This is a genomic window from Streptomyces sp. NRRL F-6676 (assembly GCF_000725625.1).
GTDB lineage: Bacteria > Actinomycetota > Actinomycetes > Streptomycetales > Streptomycetaceae > Streptomyces.
On the sequence record NZ_JOHS01000008.1, the window covers coordinates 182720 to 201974 of the forward strand.

A 19255-nucleotide genomic window follows, 5' to 3' on the forward strand; every position below is an offset into this window, starting at 1 on the left:
GGAACGGGAACGCCGATACCCCCCCTGGTGGTCCCAGGGGGGAGCGGAGCGACGGAGTACCGTCCCGGTGGCGCGGGGGATGTGACCACCGGGACGGTGCCGGGGAGAGAGGCGCCGGGCCTCTCAGGCGGGCGCACCCACCGCGACGTCCGTGGTGTCGTCCGGGCGGACCTGGCCGTCCTCGTCGAGGTCCGGCGGGACCGTCGAGAGGGCGCTGGCGTGCAGGTCCTTCGTGCGCAGCATGGTGAAGCCGATGACCGCGGCGACGAAGCCGAGGATCGCGCTGAAGGTCATGGCGCCGTGGAAGGCGTTCATGAACGCGTCCTGGCCGGCCACGAGGACCTTGTCGCGGAGCGGGCCCGCGGCCTGCGCGACGGCGTCGAGGCCACCGGCGCTGATACCGTGCGCGGCCTCGTTGGCGGCGTCGTCACCCATCTGCCGCCCCACCGCGGAGCCGGTGAAGTCGTCGGCCACGCTGTGCTGGAAGTAGGCGCCCACGGCGGCGATGCCGACCGCGATGCCGACCTGCTGGAAGGTCTCGTTGATGCCGGAGGCGACACCCGACTTCGCGGGCTCGGTGACCCCGATGGCCAGCGCGGCCCGGGCCGGGTTGAAGGCGCCCATGCCGAAGCCGGAGATGACCAGCGCCGGGATGAGGACCGTCCACTTGGAGTCGGCCTCGGTCATGTTGAGGAAGAGGATGCCGACGGCCATCACCAGGGTGGAGCCGCCCAGCAGGACGCGGAAGGGCACCTTGCCGATGAGGCCGCCGCCCAGCGCACCGGCCACGAACATCGCGCCGGTCAGCGGCAGGAAGCGCAGACCCGTGCCCCACGCGTCCACGTGCAGCATGTTCTCGATGTAGCTGGTCTCGAAGAACACCGACGGCAGGGCGCCGGCGTTGCCGATCATGGCGACGAGGGAGATGCCGATGAAGGTCGGGCTGCGGAAGAACGCCAGGTCGATCATGGCGCGCTCGCCCAGCCGCTTCTCGATGAACACGAACAGCGCGAGGAACACGGCGCTGGCGGCGTAGAGGCCGAGGGTGGTGGCGCTCTTCCAGCCCTCCACCGGGCCGCGGATGGTGGCGTACACCAGGGCGGCCAGGGCGACGCTGAAGGTGGCGAGCCCGGCCCAGTCGGTGGGGTGGGCCTTGGGGTTGCGCGACTCGCGCACCCGCAGGGCGCCGATGACCAGGGCGATCACGCCGACCGGCACGTTGATGTAGAAGATCCAGCGCCAGGACAGGGAGTTGATCAGGGAGCCGCCGATGAGCGGACCGGTGGCCACGGCGAGACCCACGGCCGCGCCGAACGCGGTGAAGGCGGTCGCGCGCTCCTTGCCGTGGAACTCGTGGCTGAGCATGGCCGGGCCGACGGCGAACATCACCGCGGCGCCGACGCCCTGGATCGCGCGGAACCAGCTCAGCGCGTTGGCGCCGTCCGCCAGACCGCAGGCCAGGGAGGCGACGGTGAAGACGGCGAAGCCGACCTGGAAGAGCTTCTTGCGGCCGATCCGGTCGGCCAGCGAGCCCGCCGCCACCAGGAAGATCGCCAGCGTCAGCGCGTAGGCGTCGAACACCCACTGGAGGTCGGCGAAGCTGCTGCCCAGGGACTCGTGGATCTGCGGCAGCGCGATCGAGACCACGCTCAGGTCGAGCATCAGCATGAACGAGCCCAACGCGACGATCCCGAGCGTCCACCACCTCGTGGGGGACGGGACGCGTTCTGCGGACATGCGGGGAACCTTCCAATCAGCAGGTGTTGTAGATGATGGAAATCTAGATGATTGGAAAGTGGTGCGTCAACGCGAGTCCGCCGAACGGGCTGTGAACGGTCACCGGCCGGGCGGCGCAAGGGAGTTGGTGCGGGGGAGCGATGGCCCCCGGACATGCGAGAAGGGGTGCCCGGCCGAGCCGGACACCCCTTCTCAGGGCTTCATGGTGCCTGCGGGATCCCGCAGACGTCTCGCGTCAGTCGGAACAGACCGACGCCGGCCAGCGGCCCGCGAGCAGCCTGCCGAGCATGCCGCGCAGCGCCTCGCGCTCGCCGTCCCCGAGCGCGCCGAAGAACTCCGCCTCCACCTCGGAGGCCACCCGGTCGGCGGTCGCGAGCGCCTCGCGGCCGGAGTCGGTGAGGATCAGGTTGTAGCGCCTGCGGTCGGCGGGGTTGCGCTGCCGCTCGACGTGCTTGTTGCGCTCCATCTCGTCGATCACGGTCACGACGGTGGTCGGGTCGAGGTTGAGCAGCCGGCTCAGGTCCTGCTGCGAGAGCTCGGGTCCGCCGGCCAGGGCGGCCAGCACGAAGAAGTAGCGGATGCGCATGCCGACGTCGGCCAGCGCCTTCTCGGCGTCCTCGAGCAGCACCAGCCCCGCCTTGTGCAGCAGGTAGCCGGGGCGCTCGGCGATGAGGAAGTCCTCCCGCAGGGACTGCCGCGCCTCGGGCCGTTCGGCGTTGCCGGTGCGAGCCATGAACCCGCTCCTCTCGATCATACGAAACTTCTACCATCAAGATAGCAATGTTTCCGGGGAGAGATCCAGTCCCGCCGATCGCGGGCTCCCGAGTGCCCGGTCCGCGGGCCGCGGCGGGGCGCGAGGGTGCCGGGGACCTGCGCGGTTTCCCGGCCGGCCGGCCGCTCGTGCGCGCCCGCTACCCCGCCCGGGGCGGCCGCGCTGGCCGGCCCGGCGGCCCGGCTTGTTCACACCGCTGTTGCACGACGGCGGCCGTCCACCCATGAAATGGCAAAATCTGGCGGGCTCCCGGGCGGCCCGGCGTGCGGCGGAATCCCTGGTTCATCCGCGCCCTGCCAGGTCGGGCGGCTATCCGGGGCGCGCGGTATTGCCCCGCCGAACTGTCTCGGTAAACCGGGACGTGACCTGGGTCACATGATTTCGGAATAGCGGCCCTGCTACGCTCTCGCCCCGTTGGCCGGAACGTCACGCACAGTGGCTTACGGAAGTCGTTGTGTAGGCTCGATTTCGAGTCACGGGCCGTCGACCGAAGAGTCCGTATCTGAGGCAGCGGGGGTAGCTTCGAGAGAAGTGACGGGGAATGGCACAGAGGAGTCTTTGTGACCCGTCGTGGGGTCACGGGGGAAGAATCAACACCACACCATCCATTGCAGGCTGTCGTCAGGCATCGTGCTGACGTCGGGGTTCCGTGCGCCCGTTTGCGCTGGTCAGCCCTGGTGTAGATGCCCTTGTCCGGCCTTCCGTATTTCTCGTCGTCATGCGTTGCGCCCGGTGTGCACCGCTTTTCGGCGTGCGCTGTTTCGATGTTCTCGGCCGTCCGTCGCCGTCAACAGGTCGGTCGGCCGATCCGCCCTGCCCTTTCGTCAGATGAATCCCACACCTCTTGCGCGAAACGGAAACAGACGCGATATGACCCAGTTAGAGGCCGAGTCACCCACCGTTACGTCCCTCGCATTGGCGGAGTCGCTCGAGAAATGGTTCGGGGACCCCGGTACGGAGTCCAACTCCCTCAATTTTTCCTCAGCTCTGGAACTCGACGAACGCAATGAACTGCCGGCCGCGGGAATCGATCGGCTACGTAGGTTCGGATTCAACCGCTTTTTCGTCCCGGCGCAACTCGGCGGTAACTTGCGGGCCGCCGAGGACATCCTCATGCTGACCCGTGCCATCGCCCGCCGGGACATGAACGTCGCCGTCAGCGAGAGCACCCAGGTGTGGATGATGCTCGCCTGGATCGGCGGCACCCCCGAGCAGCAGGCCAAGCACGCGGCCACCGTGCTCCAGGGCGGGGTCATCCCGTGCCTGGCCTACTCCGAGCCGGAGCACGGCGCCGACCTCGCGGCCAACACCTTCCGCGCCACCCCCGACGGCGGGCAGTACGTCCTGTCCGGTGAGAAGTGGCCCATCAACCGCGGCCGCACCTCGACCCACGTCGTACTGCTCGGCACCACCGGCGACGAGACCACCCCGGCCAAGCGCCGGCAGTCCATGTTCCTCGTCGACCGCTCCACCGTGCTCTCCGGCGAGGTGACCGGCGTCCCGCGCGTCCCCACCTACGGCCTGCGCGGCTGCGACATCAGCGGCGTCGCCTTCGACGAGGCCCGGGTGGACGCCTCCGCCCGGCTCGGCGCCGAGGGCGAGGGCCTCGAACTGGCCCTGCGCGGCCTGCTCATCACCCGCACCTTCTGCACCGGCCTCTCCCTGGGCACCGGCGACACCATGCTGCGCACGGTGGGCGACTTCCTCTCCGACCGCGTCCTGTACGACGGACCGGCCAGCGAGATCCCCTATGTCAACGAGTCCCTCGCGGGCGCCTACCTCAGCCTGCTGGTGGCCGAGTGCGAGAGCCTCGTCGCGATGCGCGGACTGCACCTGTACACCGAGCAGTTCAGCATCTGGGGCAACCTCGCCAAGGTGCAGGTCGCCCGTCTGGTCGACTTCAGTGCCAAGGCGCTGGCCCGCACCCTGGGCGCCCGCTACTTCATGCGCGCCCACGAGCACGTCGGCACGTTCCAGAAGATGTACCGCGACAGTGCCGTCGTCTCCGTCTTCGACGGCAGCGAGCCCGTCTGCATGGACAGCATCGCCCTCCAACTGCCCGCCCTGGCCAAGGCACACGGCCACGACCGGGACGAGGACTGGCGCCCGCTCTACGACCTGCGCGCCGAGCTGCCCGTCTTCGAGCCGCACCGGGTCAGTGTCTTCGGCCGCGGCCGGGACGCCACCTTCGCCAGCCTGCCCGCCCTGATCGACCGCCTCGCCGCGCTCACACCCACCGTCGGCTGCGACGCCGAACGGCTGGCCACCCTGCGCACCCGCGCCGAAGGCATGCGGGACGAACTGGACGCGCTGCTCGCCCGGGTCCAGGAGGCCCGCCGCACCCCGGCGGACGCCACGGCGACGGCGTCGGCCAAGACCACCTCGCCCGCCCTGATCCGGGTGGCCGAGGAGCTGAGCGCCCTGCACGCCAAGGTCGCCGCGCTCGGCATCTGGCTGTTCAACCGCGACCACCTCGGCGCGTTCTTCGCCGACGGCGTCTGGCTGGAGGCCGCCCTGGCCCGAGAGCAGGTCCATCAGTACGGCACCGGCGACCTCGACCCGGCCGCCGCCCGCACCCTCGCCGCCGAGATGCACCGCCAGCGCACGGCGGGCGAGTACTTCTCCCTGCTCACCGTGCGCATGGCCGCACCCGGCGCCCCCGAGGAGGGCGGCACCGACACGCTGGCCTCCCCGCCCACCGCCGCCTGACCGTCACTCACCCCACGCCCGGACCACCGGAAAGGTTCCGATCCGAGATGAGCACCACGGACATGACGCTGGACGACGTCCGCAACGTACTGATCAAGGCGGTGTCCGCCGAAGCCGGCGTCGCCCCCGCCGAACTCGCCACCGACCAGCCCTTCACCTCCTACGGCCTGGACTCCATGGCGGCGCTCACCGTCGGCATGGAGATAGAGGACTCCTGCGGCCTCACCGACCCGCCGGTGGACCTGCTCTGGGACCATCCCACGGTCGACTCCCTCGCCGAGGCGCTGTGGGCGCTGATGAACGACGGGACGCCGGCCGACGGCGCCGTACCGGCCCGGGCCGCCGCGGACGGTCAGTGATGAGCGCACCGATACCCGCCAACCACCAGCAGGCCGGACTCTGGTTCATCCACGAGACCGACCCCGGGTGCGCGGCCTACCACATCACCTTCGCCGCCGAGGTCACCGCCGACCCCGCACTCGGCCCCCGGGTCCTGGACGTCGTCGAGGACCTGACCCGCGAGCACGACGCCCTCCGCATCGCCTTCCGCAGCGGCCCCGAGGGGCCCGAGCAGTGGGTGTCCGACACCGTCCGCCCCGACATCCGGCACGCCGACGTCCGCGGCACCGACCCCGACGCGCTGCGCCGCCGCATTCGCACCGACAGCCGCGAGCCGTTCGACCTGGCCCGACCGCCGCTGTGGCGCGTCCACCTCTACCGGACCGCCGAGCGCACCTGGGTGTTCACCGTCGTGATGCACCACATCGCGATCGACTTCTGGTCGCTGGCGCTCCTGCTGTCCGAGGTGCGCGGCCGGCTGGAGGGCACCGAGAACCGGTTCACCCTGGACGGCGGCGCCTTCGCGGCCTACGCCGAGCAGCAGCGCACCTTCCTCGCCGGCGAACGGGCCGCCACGCTGCTCGCCGGCGAGGCCGAACGGCTCGCCGACGCGCCCCCCGCCCTCGACCTGTACGGCGACCGGCCCCGGCCGCCCGCCCCGTCCTACGACGGCTCCTCGGTGCCGTTCGGCCTGAGCGCCGGCACCACCGAGGCGGTACGGCGACTGGCGCGCGAGTCCGCCACCACGCCGTACACCGTGCTGCTCTCCGCCTATCTGGTGCTGCTCAGCCGGCTCAGCGGCCAGGTGGACGTCATGGTCGGCACGCCCACCTCCGGCCGGGTGCAGCGGCAGTTCCGGGACGCGCTCGGCAACTTCGTCAACACCGTCGTCGTCCGCGGCGAGGTGGACGAGGAGTCCACCTACCGCCAGCTCCTCGCCTCCGCCCGCGAGCGGGTGCTGCGGGCCACCCGGGCGCAGGAACTGCCCTTCCCCTGGCTGGTCCGGGAGCTGGCGCCACCGCGCGACCCCAGCCGCACGCCCCTGTACCAGGCCGGTTTCGCCTGGGACCGGCTGCCGTTCCTGAACGACATGGACGACTTCTTCCTGCTGGAGCCCGGCGAGGGCACCGAGCTGGAGCTGGCCGGCGCCACCCTGCGGCCGTACCCGCTGCCGCAGCAGGAGGGCCAGACCGACCTCTGGATCGAGATGGGCGCGGAGCGCGCCGGCGCCTACGCGGGCGTCCTGCGCTTCAACACCGACGTCTTCACCGCGGAGACGGCCCGCGAACTGGCCGCCTCCTTCGTCACCACCGTGGAGACGCTGGTCACCCGCCCCGACGAGCCGCTGGGCAGCCTGCCCCGGGGCGACGAGGGACAGCGGACCCGGATCGCCGGCTGGGGCACCGGCCCCGACCGCGCCGTCCCCGAGGCCGGACTGCCGCACCTCTTCCGGGAACAGGCCACCCGCACCCCCGACGCGACCGCGCTGGTCGCCGGGGCCGCCGGGGAGGAGCAGTGGAGCTACGGCCGGCTGCTGCACGAGGTCGAGACGATCGCGGCCGCGCTGCGGGCCGCCGGGGTCGTCACCGGGGACCGGGTCGCGGTGATGGTCGACCGCGGGGCGCCGCTCGTGGCCGCCCTGCTCGGCGTCCTGGAGGCCGGGGCCGCCTATGTGCCCCTGGACCCGGGCCTCCCGGCCGAGCGGCTGGCCTACATGGCCGAGGACTCCCGCGCCCGGCTGCTGCTCAGCCGGAGCGCACTGGCCGCGAGCCACCTGCCCGGACTGCCGGTGCTCGACCTCGACGAGCTGCCGCCCGCCGCCCCCGGCGGCGAGCGCGCCACGGTCGGGGCGGGCGACCTCGCCTACGTCCTCTACACCTCCGGCTCCACCGGCCGGCCCAAGGGCGTGGCGATCCCGCACCACGCCCTGACCAACCTGCTCCTCTCGATGCGCGAGGACACCGGTTTCACCGCCGCCGACAGCCTGCTCGCCGTCACCACGGTCTCCTTCGACATCGCCGGCCTGGAGCTGTACCTGCCGCTCCTCACCGGCGGCCGGGTGATCGTCTGCGACAGCACCACCGCGGCCGACGGCGCCGCGCTCGCCGTCCGTATCGAGGAGTCCGGCGCCACCTGGATGCAGGCCACGCCCACCTCCTGGCGCATGCTCCGGGACGCCGGCTGGCAGGGCTCCCAGCGGCTCAACGTGCTCTGCGGCGGCGAGGAACTCCCCCTGGAACTGGCGGAGTTCCTGGGCTCCCGGGTGGCGAGCCTGCGCAACGTCTACGGGCCGACCGAGACGACCATCTGGTCCACCTCGGGCCGCGTCGACCCCGCCCGGGGCATCGACATCGGCACACCGCTGGCCAACACCCGGCTCTACACCCTCGACCCGCAGGGCCGGCAGGTGGAACCGGGCTTCCCCGGCGAGCTGTGGATCGGCGGCGACGGCCTCGCGCTCGGCTACTGGGACCGCGAGGAGCTGACGGCGGAGCGGTTCGTCACCGGACTCCCCGCCGCCCCCGGGGACCGGCTCTACCGCACCGGCGACCGGGCCCGCTTCACCAGCGACGGACGGCTGCTGCACCACGGGCGGCTGGACAACCAGGTCAAGCTGCGCGGCTACCGCATCGAGCTCTCCGAGGTCGAGACCGTCCTCGAAGCGGTCGACGGGGTCGCCACGGCCGTGGTCGTCGTCCGCGACGACCGTCTCGTGGCCTACCTGGTCGCCGAGCCCGGCGCCGAACTCAAGCAGGCGGACGTCAAGTCGGCGGCGGCCGTCTCCCTCCCGCCGTACATGGTGCCCGGCGTCGTCATGGTCCTCGACGAACTGCCGCTGACCGCCAACAAGAAGATCGACCGCAACCGGCTGCCCGAGCCCGTCGTCACCTCCGACGCCGGATTCGCCAAGCCGCGCGACGCCACGGAGATCACCCTGGCGCGGATGTGGTCGGAGATCCTCGGCCTGTCCCAGGTCGGCATCCACGACAACTTCTTCGACGTGGGCGGCCACTCGCTGCTCGCCGTCCGGCTCAGCGCGGCCATCCGCGAGGAGTGGGACGTCGACGTGCCGATCTCCGTCATGCTCCGCCAGGGCACCGTCGCGGAACTCGCCGCGCTCGTCCGCCGCGGCGGCCAGGACAGCGAGCGCGTCCCGGTGGTCACCCTGCGGGAGGGCGACCCCGCCCACCCGGACCAGCGGCCGGTGTTCCTGTTCCACCCCTTCGGCGGCACCGTCTTCTGCTACGTCGAACTCACCCGCCACCTCCCCGAGGGCCGGCCCGTCCTCGCCATCGAGGCGCCCGGCATCGAGAGCGAGGGCGAGGCCGAGGTCAGCGTCGAGGCCATGGCCACCCGCTACCTGGAGTACCTCAAGGACGTGCAGCCGGCCGGCCCCTACTCCGTGGGCGGCTGGTGCTTCGGCGGCGTCATCGCCTACGAGGTCGCCGTCCAGCTGCGCGCGGCGGGCGAGGAGACCGACCTCCTCTTCGGCATCGACAGCCGCGCGCCCATCGAGGAGAACATCCCCGAGTCCTCCGACGACGCGACGATCCTGTCGTGGTTCGCCCGGGACCTCGCGGTGCCCTACGGCAAGACGCTCGACATCCCGGCCGAGCTCCTGCGCGAACTCGGCGGCGACGCCGCGTTCGACCACATCCTCAAGGAGGCCGCCGACCTCGGCGTCCTCGCCCAGGACGCCGACCGGGCGCAGATCCTGCGCTACTTCGAGGCCTACCTGGCCAACGGCATCGCCCTCCAGACCTATCTGCCGGAGCCCGCCGACGTCGACCTGGTGCTGCTGCGCGCCGTCGACGAGACCACCGACTACGGGCCCACGCTCGGCTGGCAGTCACTGATCCAGGGGTCCCTGGACGTCATCGACGTCCCCGGCGACCACAACTCGGTGATGTACCCGCCGCACGCCGAGAAGGCCGCCCTGGCCGTCGGCCCCCACCTCCACACGCACCCGGCCGCCGGCCACGGAGAAGGAGACACCCACGATGACCAAGGATGAGACGGTCAGGGCCGAGTACACCTTCAGCGTGCCCGTCCCCCCGCAGGAGGCGTTCGCGCGCATCTCGGACCCCGAGCAGGACCCGGTGTGGCAGGCGGCCGTCGTCGAGGTCACCCTCCTCAACGGCGAGCCGCGGCCCGGCTGCCGGTACGACATCGTGTTCCAGCTCATCGGCAAGCGCATGGAGTTCACCGTCGAGATCGACGAGTTCGAGCCGGGCCGCCTGTCGACGTTCCACACCCTGAGCGGACCGGTGCAGTACCAGGGCACCTACGCGTACACCGCCAACGCGGACGGCGGCACCGACGTGCACTGGACGTTCGACGTCCAGCCCGGGGACTACTTCGGCATCATGCCGAAGACCCTGCTGCGCAAGGTCCTCGTCAACTCCGTCAAGAAGGACTCCGGCAAACTCGCCGCCCGGCTCGGACAGGAGGCACGCACCCGATGAGCACTTCCCAGGAGCAGGCCAAGGTCGTCGTCACCGGCCTCGGCGCGACCACCCCGCTCGGCGGTGACGTGGCCGCCACATGGGACGCGCTGCTGCGCGGCGACAGCGGCGTCCGCGTGCTGGACGACGAGCCGTGGACCGAGGAGATGCCGCCCGTCCTGGGCGGCCGCGTCAAGGTCGAGCCCGGCGCCGCACTCGACCACCAGCAGCGCCGCCGCTTCAGCCGCTCCGCACAGCTCGCGGTCACCGCCGCGGCCGAGGCGTGGAGCGACGCCGGGCTCGACGACGCCCCCCTCTCCCCGCACCGGGTGGCCGTCGCCGTCTCGGCCGCGCTGGGCGACATGAACGCCATCATCGCGGGCTGGGAGGCGCTCAAGGACCGCGGCTGGCGGCGGGTGCCGCCGATGACCGTCCCGATGTCCATGGGCAACGGCTCCGCCGCGGCCGTGGCCCTGCTGGTCAACGCCCGCGTCGGGGTGCACGCCAGCGTCAACGCCTGCTCGTCGGGCACCCAGGCGCTGGCCACGGCCGCCGAGCTGATCCGCCGCGGCGACGCCGACGTCGTCGTGGCGGGCGGCACGGAGGCCCCGCTGCACCCGCTGGTCCTCGCCTCGTTCTCGGCCATGCGGGCACTGTCCTCGCGGGTGGACGACCCCGGCTCCGCGCCCCGCCCCTTCGACGCGGACCGCGACGGCATGGTCCTCGGCGAGGGCTCGGGCATCCTCGTCATGGAGTCCGAGCGGCACGCCCGCGAGCGCGGCGCCCGGATCTACGCCGAGCTGGCCGGGGTCGGCATCACCTCCGACGCCTACCACATGGTGCAGCCGGACCCGGAGGGCGCCGGCAGCGCCCTCGCCGTACGGGCCGCGCTCAAGGAGGGCGGCGTCTCCCCCGGGGAGGTGGCCTTCTTCAACGCCAACGGCACGGCCACGCTCCCCGGCGACGCGGCCGAGGCCAAGGCGGTGCGGGCGGTGTTCGGCGAGAGCGGCCGGCTCCCGGCGCTCACCGCGCTGAAGTCCATGACCGGGCACAGCCTGGGGGCGGCCGGCGCCATCGAGTCCATCGCCACCATCCTCAGCCTGCACCACGGGCTGGTGCCGCCGACCCGCAACTTCCACCGCCTCGACGACGGCGTCGAGCTCGACGTGGTGCACGGCTCGCCGCTCAAACTGGGCGACGAGCAGAACGCCGCGGTGAAGAACTCGGCCGGCTTCGGCGGACACAACGTCGCCCTGCTCTTCAAGGGCGGCGCACGGTCCGACCGGTCCGCGGAGCACACGAAGGAGAACGGCGGATGAGCCGGGACCCCGGCGTCCTGATCACCGGCCTCGGCGCGCTCACCCCCCTGGGCGCGACCGCGGCCGACTCCTGGCAGGCGCTGCTCGACCAGCGCTCCGGCGTGCGCGCCCTGCCCGGGGACTGGCCCGAGGATTTGCCCGTACGGATCGCCGGGACGGTCACCGCCGACCCGGTCGACGTCCTGGGCCGGGTGCGGGCGCGCAAGCTGGACCGCGGCGAGCAGCTCGCCGTGGCCGCCGCCCGGCAGGCCATGGCGGACGCGGGCCGGCCCGAGGTCGAGCCCGAACGGCTCGCCGTGGTCGTCGGCACCGGCATCGGCGGCGTCCTCAGCACGCTCGGCCAGAACGAGCTGTACGAGAACTCCGGCATGCGCCGGCTGTCGCCGCACGCCGTGCCCATGCTGATGCCGAACGGTCCCGCCGCCTGGGTCAGCCTCGACCTGGGCGCGCGGGCCGGGGCGCGGGCGCCGGTCAGCGCCTGCGCCTCCGGCGCGGAGGCCATCGCCCTGGGCCTGGACCTGATCCGGCTCGGCCGCGCCGACGTGGTGGTCGCGGGCGGCACCGAGGCCTCGGTGCACCCGTTCATCGTGGGAGCGTTCGCCCAGATGAAGGCGCTCTCCCGGGACGACGGCGACCCCGCCGCCGTGTCCCGGCCCTTCGACGCGGACCGCACCGGCTTCGTGATGGCGGAGGGCGCGACCGTCATGGTCCTGGAGCGCGCGGACCTCGCGCGCGCCCGGGGCGCCCGCGTCTACGGCGCCCTGGCCGGGGCCGCCGTCAACTCCAGCGCCCACCACATCTCCGCCTCCGACGCGGAGGGCCAGGTGCAGGCCATCCGCGCGGCGCTGCGGGACGCGGAGCTGGCACCCGGCGACATCGGGCACGTGCACGCGCACGCCACCTCCACGGAGGGCGGTGACCTGGCGGAGGCCGACGCGATCGCCAAGGCGGTGGGCGACCACCCGACGGTCACGGCGACGAAGTCCATGACCGGGCACATGCTCGGCGCCTCCGGGGCCTTCGGCGCCATGTCGGCGCTGCTCACCGTCCACCACGGGGTCGTCCCGGCGACCCGCAACCTGCGGACGGTGGACCCCCGGATCCACCTGGACGTCGTCGCGGGGGAGAACCGCGTGGACCGCCCGGCGGCCGCCCTGGCCAACTCCTTCGGCTTCGGCGGGCACAACGTCAGCCTCGTGGTGACACGGGCCTGAGTGACCGAGCGGCGGGCCCGTTCTCCTGACATCACGCCAGGAGAACGGGCCCGCCGTCGTCCGGTGGGCGGGGCGGCGGCCGGTTCACCCGCTCGGACAGGTCCCCCCGGGTTGGGTGGGGACACCCGGGGTACCCGGGAGCCATGCATACGGAATGGACGGTAACCACCGCGGCCAGTGGCTTCTCCGTCATCGGGCCGATCGTCGCCGGCGTGGTCGTCGTCGCGCTGCTGATCGGGGCGGTCTGGAAGGGCTACCAAATCCGCCGGCGCGAGCCGGCCCCGCCGCGCCCCGAGGAACAGCCGCAGATGCCGGAGGGCGGCCCCGTCCGCGAGGAGCAGCAGGTGCGCGAGCCGCACGAGATGCCCCGCGACGACGAGCACCGCCTCACCCCCCACGAGATGCCCGCCCACGGCAACCCCTCGTCCCGGACGGACCCGGAGCAGAAGCGGCCCCGCTGGAACGAGGGCAGCAGCGGCTCCTTCGGCAGCGGCGGCCCCGGCGGCACCTGACGGACGACGCCGCGGTCCGTCGGCGTACGAGGGGGCCCGCGCCTCCGCACGGCACTCCGAGAGGAGAGAACCATGACCGACTCCACGCACAGCACCCTTCCGCTGCCCGACTACGACCACCTGCCCCTCGGTGGTCTGGAGAGCCGGATACGGTCGCTGAGCAGCGACGAGGTCGAAACCCTGCTGGCCTACGAGCGGGCGCACGCCCACCGTGTCCCGGTGGTCGAGCTGCTCAGCACCCGGCTCGACCGGCTGCGCGCGGGCGCCGAACCGACCTCCGGCGACCGCGGCGCCGTCCGCCCCGAGCAGGGCGGGCACCGCACGGGCTCCCCGGTCTCGCCGGCCACGTCGCCGCAGCCGATGAGCCCGCCGCCGCACGGCACGCCGGACCAGCGGGGCCGCCCGAAGGGCAACCGCACGTAAGGGGCCGGCGGTACATGAGGGGCCCGCGCCGTCCTGGCGCGGGCCCCTCATGTGCGCCCGCGCACCCGGCGCCCGCCCCGGCCGGTGGTTTGGGGCCCCGGGCCCCGGCTACCCGCACAGGGTGACTACGACGACAGCAAGGACGACGACTCAGGAGGAGCTCTTCCGGTTCCTGGAGGACCGCTTCGCGTGCGCCCAGACGTGCACCGAGTGTGCACGCGCCTGTGCCCTGCGCGCGAGCCTCGTGGACCCGGGCGGGCCGGAGGACCAGGAGACGGTGCGCCGCAAGGGCATCATGTGCGCCGAGGTGTGCGACGCCACCTGCCGCGTCCTGTCCGAACAGGGCAGCCAGGACGAGACGGCACTCCGCGTCCAGGTGGAATGGTGCCGCGCCGTGTGCCTGGAGAGCGCCCACGTCTTCGACGACCACCCCGGCGCCGAGGACACGGCCAAGGCCTGCCGCGAGTGCGCCCAGGCGTGCACGGACTTCATGACGACGCTGGCTTGAGCCGACGCAAGGGGCGCGGGGCTGTGTCATTTTGCGGCTCCGCCGCGTGGGCGCAATCCTTTCGGGGGTCCGGGGGCGGAGCCCCCGGGGACGGGAGAGGTAGGGGCGGCGGAGGCGGACAACCGCGTTAGCCTGGCCCCGTGGACACCCGGCCCCCCCCGCTGACGTGAACGCCCGCCCCGATCCGGGCCTCTTCACGCCCGCCTCCGTGACCTGGCAGGCCCACGGCGACCCCATGATGTGGATCGCCGGCATCCGCGCCCTCTACCTCCAGGCCCTCCACCCCCGCGCCGTCCACGCGGTCATCGAGAACTCCGACTTCCGCAACGACGCCTGGGGCCGCCTCCGCCGCACCGCCGATTTCGTCGGCACCACGACCTACGGCACCACCGCCGCCGCCGAACACGCCGGCGCCCGCGTCCGCAAAATCCACGCCACGCTCCGCGCCACCGACCCCGACACCGGGCACACGTACCGCGTCGACGATCCCGACCTGCTCCTCTGGGTGCACTGCGCCGAGATCGACTCCTACCTCCACGTACTGCGCCGCTCCGGCCTCCCCCTCACCGGCACCCACGCCGACCAGTACGTCGCCGAAGCCCGCGTCAGCGCCCGCCTCGTCGGCCTCGACCCCGCCGCCGTCCCCGGCAGCCGGGCCGAACTCGCCGCCTACTTCACCTCGGTACGGCCCGCGCTCACCGCCGGACCCGACGCCCGCGAGGTCGACGACTTCCTGCGCCGCCCGCCGGTCCACCCCCTGCTCGTCCCCGCCCGCGCCCTGCTCTGGCGGCACGTGGCGCACCTGGCCTACGCCGCCCTGCCGCCGTACGCCCACGAGCTGTACGGCCGCCCCGCCCCGCCGCCCGCGACCGTCACCCGCCGGCTCCGCCGCACCGGCACCGCGCTGCGCGCCGTCCCCGCGCGGGTGCGCCGGCAGCTCCCTCCGAAGCACATCCTGCGCGCCACCGCCCGCCTCGGCCCGGGCACCCGCCCCGACCCGCGCCGCCTGGCCCCCTGAACACGAGCCCGCCGCCCGGCCCCTGACCACGGCCCCGGCACCCACGCACCCTGGCCCACCCCCGCCCCGCGTGTTACCAAGGACCATGCCCGCACGCCAGGGACACCCCGCCGACCGCTACGACGCCGTCATCGTGGGCGGCGGCCACAACGGACTGGTCGCCGCCGCCTACCTCGCCCGGGCCGGCCGCTCCGTGCTCGTCCTGGAACGCCTGGACCACACCGGCGGCGCCGCCGTCTCCACCCGCCCGTTCCCCGGCGTGGACGCCCGTCTGTCCCGCTACTCGTATCTCGTCAGCCTGCTGCCCCCGAAGATCGTCCACGATCTCGGCCTGACCTTCCGCACCCTCCCGCGCACGATCTCCTCGTACACCCCCGTCGAACGCGCCGGCCGCCCCACCGGACTGCTGGTCGGCGGCGGCGAGGCCCGCACCCGCGAGGCGTTCGCCCGGCTCACCGGTTCGGAGCGCGAGTACGAGGCCTGGCAGCGTTTCTACGACATGACCGGCCGCGTCGCCCGCCGGGTCTTCCCCACCCTCACCGAACCCCTCCCGACCCGCGCCGAGCTGCGTCGCCGCATCGACGACGAGGAGGCATGGCGGGCCCTGTTCGAGGAGCCGGTCGGCGCCGCGATCGAGGAGCGGTTCGCCGACGACACGGTCCGCGGCGTCGTCCTCACCGACGCCCTCATCGGCACCTTCGCCGACGCCCACGACCCGTCCCTGAAACAGAACCGCTGCTTCCTTTACCACGTGATCGGCGGCGGCACCGGCGCCTGGGACGTGCCCGTCGGCGGCATGGGCGCGCTCACCGACGCCCTCGCCACCGCCGCCCGGGACGCGGGCGCCGAGCTGCGCACCGGCCGCGAGGCCGTCCGCGTCGAGACCGACGGCCGCACCGCCGAGGTCACCCACCGCGGCCCCGACGGCGAGGCCACCGTCGCCGCCCGGCACGTCCTGGTGGGCGCCTCGCCCGAGGAACTGGCCCGGCTCACCGGCGACACCCCGCCCACCCCCGCCGAGGGCGCCCAGCTCAAGGTGAACATGCTGCTCACCCGGCTGCCCCGGCTGCGCGACACCTCCGTCGACCCGCGCGAGGCGTTCGCCGGCACCTTCCACATCGCCGAGGGCTACGAGCAGCTCGCGACGGCCCACGCCCAGGCCGCCGCCGGGGCACCGCCCACCGCGCCGCCCTCGGAGATCTACTGCCACTCGCTCACCGACCCGAGCATCCTCGGCCCCGACCTCGCCGGCCGCGGCCACCACACGCTCACCCTGTTCGGCCTGCACACCCCGGCCCGGCTCTTCACCGCCGACAACGACGGCCTGCGCGAGGAACTGCTGACGTCCACCCTCGCCCAGCTCGACGCCCACCTCGCCGAACCGCTCGCCGACTGCCTGGCCACCGACGCCGACGGCCGCCCCTGCGTCGAGGCCCGCACCCCCCTCGACCTGGAACGCGACCTCCGGCTGCCCGGCGGCAACATCTTCCACCGCGAACTGTCCTGGCCGTACGCCGAAGAGACCACCACCGGCCGCTGGGGCGTGGAGACCGCACACGCCAACATCCTGCTGTGCGGAGCGGGCGCGGTACGCGGCGGCGGCGTGAGCGGCGTCCCGGGCCACAACGCGGCCCGGGCGGTACTGGAGGACACGGTCTGACGGCGCCCCCGGGCGGCGGTGGCGGACCCGACGTGGGCCCGCCACCCCCGTCCCTCAGCCCCTGATCCGCACCACCTTCAGCGCGGGCGAGGAGCGGATGTCGCGGTCGCAGAAGCGGAAGCCGACCCACTTCTCCTGGGAGAACAGCCGGGTCTGGTCCGCGTAGTGGGGCGAATGGGGGTTCGAGGACTGGGAGTACGTCAGCAGTGTCCGGGCGACGGGGCAGCCGCTGCCGTCCCAGCCGACCGCCTGGATGTGGCTGGACCCGGTGACGACCTCCGTGTAACCGCCGGCCGGCGCGTCCCACACGGACTCCACCTTGTTCCACACCCCGAGCGCCTCGGTGCCGCCCGGCACCGGGATGCGCGTGCCGCCCCGCACCACGAACTGGTGGGCGCCCAGCGGCTCGTCGAGCCCGATCCCGGCCCCGTCGAGCTCCTGGACCGCGTCGGCGAGGGCGGTGGCGAAGGCGGGCGTGGCGGTGTTCAGGGCGCGCGGGGTGTCGAGCGGGTCGGCCGCCGAGAACGGGACCTTCCACAACCGGTCCGGGGGCACCAGGGAGCCGAGCTTCCGCCAGAACCGGTCGAAGAGCAGCGCCCCCTCGCTGTCGGTGTCGGCGGTGCGGTTCCAGTGTGCGAGGACCCGGCAGGCCCCGGACACGTCCACGGCGCTCCCGTCGGACGCCGTCGCCGTGCCGCCGGGCAGTGCGGCGCAGGCCCTCGCGGTGTCGGCGGCGGCCAGGTCGGCGACCGGCACCCGGTCGGCGAACTGCTGCCGTTGCAGGTCGCGTACGGTCAGCCCGCCGCGTGCGGCCATGGCGGACACGTCCTGCACGGCACCCCGCGTACGCGGGGTGACGGGCGCGGCGACCGTGCCGAAGATCCGCTCGTAGCCACTGAGCGGCCGGTCCGCGTTGGCCAGCCAGGCGCTGTCGTTGCTGTTCTCGGCGTAGGGCGCGTCCTTCAGTGTCGGCATCCGCGAGGGTCCGAAGATGCCCGGCTGGACGGCGTCCTCGTCCCGGCCGAGCGCGCACGCCGAGCGGGAGCCGTCGAGGACCGCGAGGCCCGCCGAGGGATACGTGGCCTTGCCCAGCGCGGTGGAGCAGCGCGCCGCCAGGTCGTCGGTGATGCGGGGCAGCACCTGCGACTGGGTGAACAGGGAGTGCCCCGAGGAGTCGGCGGCGATCGTGTTCACCCACGGCAGCCCCTGGTTCCGGTCCAGGGAGCGCCGTATGTCCGCGGTGCTCCGCGCCTTCGCGAAGCCGAGGGAGGTGTCGGCGAAGCGGAGATTGGCCGCGTTGGGGTCGTTCAGCGCGTACGCCGTCGTCGCCGTCCAGGGCAGCGGTATCCCGGAGCCCATGGAGGTGAGGACGGGGCCGTAGCGCGTCCACCACTGGGTACGGGTGACCGGCGGGCCGTCCTTGACGGCGACCGTCACCGTCCGCTTCGTCATCCGCTCCCGCTTGCCGTCGACCAGGTAGACCGTGGGGTCGGACGGATCGAGGGTGAGCTGGTACAGGTTCTCCGGGACCCCGGTGGCCACGGTGTGGCTCCACGCCATGTGCGCGTTGAAGCCGATGGAGGTGATCGGCAGGCCGAGCAGCGAACCGCCCGCCACGTCGAGCCTGCCCGGGATGGTCAGCTGCGACTGCCAGAAGCGGCGGCCGCCCTGCCACGGGTAGTGCGGGTTGCCCAGCAGCAGCCCCCGGCCGTTCGCCGTGGTGGCCCCGCTGAACGCGACCGCGTTGGACCCCATGTCACTGGTGTCCTGCGCGAACATCTCCCGCGCGGCGGCGGCCGCCGCCCGCGGGTCGGGAGCCGCCGCGGAGTCCCCGCCCGTGGGCGGCCGCGCGGTGGTGACGGAGTCGACCACGCGGCCCTGACCGGCCAGGACGACCACCGCGTAGCCGCGCACGGCCACGTCGAGCGAGGTGATCGGCCGCACCCAGTCCGCGCCCCCGCACGCGGGGTCGGTGATCCGGTGCCGCGCCAGCCAGGCGTTGTACCCGGCCGCCCAGCCGCGCATCAGCTCCCGTACCTCCTGGCTCGGGCCCAGCGGCGCGCGCCGGGCGAGCAGTTTCTCCACCGTGTGCGCCCGGCGCACCCCGCGGAAGTAGAGGTCGCTGGTGAGATTGGTCGACGCCGAGGACAGCGAGCCGTCGGGCTCCCCGTCGGCGCCGAACCAGCGCGAACGCTCCCCGCGCAGCGTCACGAAGCCGTCGGCCAGCGTGCAGACCTGGTCGGCGGCCTGGGCGTAGCCGTTGCCGAAGCCGAGGCCCGCGTAGTCCTTGGCCACGATGTGCGGAATGCCGTACTCGGTGTATCGGATCTCGGCCGACAGCCGGCCGGCGGACGGATGTTCCCGGTGGTGTGCCGCGCCCTCGGCGGCGGTCGCGGGCAGGGTCCCCGCGGCGGCGAACAGAACGGCGGCCACGACGGCCGGCCATCTCCGACGGATACGCAATGTGCCCCCCAACTACAGTGGCGGAAGGGAGCGTTGAGCCTAACAAGGGACACGCTGTCCGGTACGGGGGTTGCCGGGACCCGGTTCCGGGCCGGCCGTGATCGCGCCATGCCCGCCACCGCCGCACCCGCGCACC

Annotated in this window: 14 protein-coding genes; 11 read left to right on the forward strand and 3 right to left on the reverse strand. The window is 73.3% G+C overall.

Annotated elements, in window-relative coordinates; genetic code table 11:
• Nucleotides 1-123 precede the first annotated feature (123 nt).
• Both IO29_RS07555 and IO29_RS07560 read right to left on the reverse strand, forming a co-directional pair.
• Nucleotides 124-1737: an MFS transporter gene (locus tag IO29_RS07555; RefSeq protein WP_030377936.1), complete on the reverse strand. Its 1614-nt coding sequence runs from the start codon at nucleotides 1735-1737 to the stop codon at nucleotides 124-126.
• Nucleotides 1738-1972: 235 nt separating this feature from the next.
• Nucleotides 1973-2425, reverse strand: a complete 453-nt coding sequence (locus IO29_RS07560) for a MarR family winged helix-turn-helix transcriptional regulator (RefSeq protein WP_420705342.1) — start codon at nucleotides 2423-2425, stop codon at nucleotides 1973-1975.
• Between the two features lie 1197 nt (nucleotides 2426-3622).
• Between IO29_RS07560 and IO29_RS07565 the strand changes: the two genes are divergently transcribed.
• The 11 genes from IO29_RS07565 (at nucleotide 3623) to IO29_RS07615 (ending at nucleotide 16656) form a co-directional block, all read left to right on the forward strand.
• Nucleotides 3623-5218 carry an acyl-CoA dehydrogenase family protein gene (locus IO29_RS07565; RefSeq protein ID WP_234307400.1) on the forward strand — a complete coding sequence of 532 codons (1596 nt, stop codon included), beginning with the start codon at nucleotides 3623-3625 and terminating at the stop codon, nucleotides 5216-5218.
• A gap of 47 nt (nucleotides 5219-5265) precedes the next feature.
• Entirely contained in the window at nucleotides 5266-5577 is a 312-nt protein-coding gene (locus tag IO29_RS07570) for an acyl carrier protein (protein ID WP_033224716.1), read from the forward strand.
• Nucleotides 5577-9572, forward strand: coding sequence for a non-ribosomal peptide synthetase (locus IO29_RS07575; protein WP_051707366.1), 3996 nt, complete (start codon nucleotides 5577-5579; stop codon nucleotides 9570-9572). The genes IO29_RS07570 and IO29_RS07575 overlap by 1 nt, the downstream gene beginning before the upstream one ends.
• Nucleotides 9559-10023: an SRPBCC family protein gene (locus tag IO29_RS07580; protein ID WP_030377941.1), complete on the forward strand. Its 465-nt coding sequence runs from the start codon at nucleotides 9559-9561 to the stop codon at nucleotides 10021-10023. Before IO29_RS07575 ends, IO29_RS07580 begins: the two co-directional genes overlap by 14 nt.
• On the forward strand, nucleotides 10020-11321 hold the full coding sequence (locus tag IO29_RS07585; protein WP_051707367.1) for a beta-ketoacyl-[acyl-carrier-protein] synthase family protein: 1302 nt from the start codon (nucleotides 10020-10022) through the stop codon (nucleotides 11319-11321). Before IO29_RS07580 ends, IO29_RS07585 begins: the two co-directional genes overlap by 4 nt.
• Nucleotides 11318-12535: a beta-ketoacyl-[acyl-carrier-protein] synthase family protein gene (locus tag IO29_RS07590; RefSeq protein ID WP_030377943.1), complete on the forward strand. Its 1218-nt coding sequence runs from the start codon at nucleotides 11318-11320 to the stop codon at nucleotides 12533-12535. Before IO29_RS07585 ends, IO29_RS07590 begins: the two co-directional genes overlap by 4 nt.
• A gap of 143 nt (nucleotides 12536-12678) precedes the next feature.
• Nucleotides 12679-13047, forward strand: a complete 369-nt coding sequence (locus IO29_RS07595; protein ID WP_030993893.1) for a DUF6479 family protein — start codon at nucleotides 12679-12681, stop codon at nucleotides 13045-13047.
• A 72-nt stretch (nucleotides 13048-13119) separates the two neighbouring features.
• The gene (locus IO29_RS07600; RefSeq protein WP_030377945.1) at nucleotides 13120-13470 is read left to right on the forward strand and encodes a DUF8129 domain-containing protein; all 351 of its coding nucleotides are present in this window, start codon (nucleotides 13120-13122) and stop codon (nucleotides 13468-13470) included.
• Between the two features lie 121 nt (nucleotides 13471-13591).
• Nucleotides 13592-13978 carry a four-helix bundle copper-binding protein gene (locus IO29_RS07605; protein ID WP_030377946.1) on the forward strand — a complete coding sequence of 129 codons (387 nt, stop codon included), beginning with the start codon at nucleotides 13592-13594 and terminating at the stop codon, nucleotides 13976-13978.
• A 208-nt stretch (nucleotides 13979-14186) separates the two neighbouring features.
• Nucleotides 14187-14996 carry an oxygenase MpaB family protein gene (locus tag IO29_RS07610; RefSeq protein ID WP_420705341.1) on the forward strand — a complete coding sequence of 270 codons (810 nt, stop codon included), beginning with the start codon at nucleotides 14187-14189 and terminating at the stop codon, nucleotides 14994-14996.
• Between the two features lie 85 nt (nucleotides 14997-15081).
• On the forward strand, nucleotides 15082-16656 hold the full coding sequence (locus IO29_RS07615) for a phytoene desaturase family protein (RefSeq protein WP_030377948.1): 1575 nt from the start codon (nucleotides 15082-15084) through the stop codon (nucleotides 16654-16656).
• 54 nt (nucleotides 16657-16710) lie between these two features.
• On the opposite strand, the gene IO29_RS07620 is transcribed toward IO29_RS07615, so the two are convergent.
• The gene (locus IO29_RS07620; protein ID WP_030377949.1) at nucleotides 16711-19119 is read right to left on the reverse strand and encodes a penicillin acylase family protein; all 2409 of its coding nucleotides are present in this window, start codon (nucleotides 19117-19119) and stop codon (nucleotides 16711-16713) included.
• Between the last annotated feature and the right edge of the window lie 136 nt (nucleotides 19120-19255).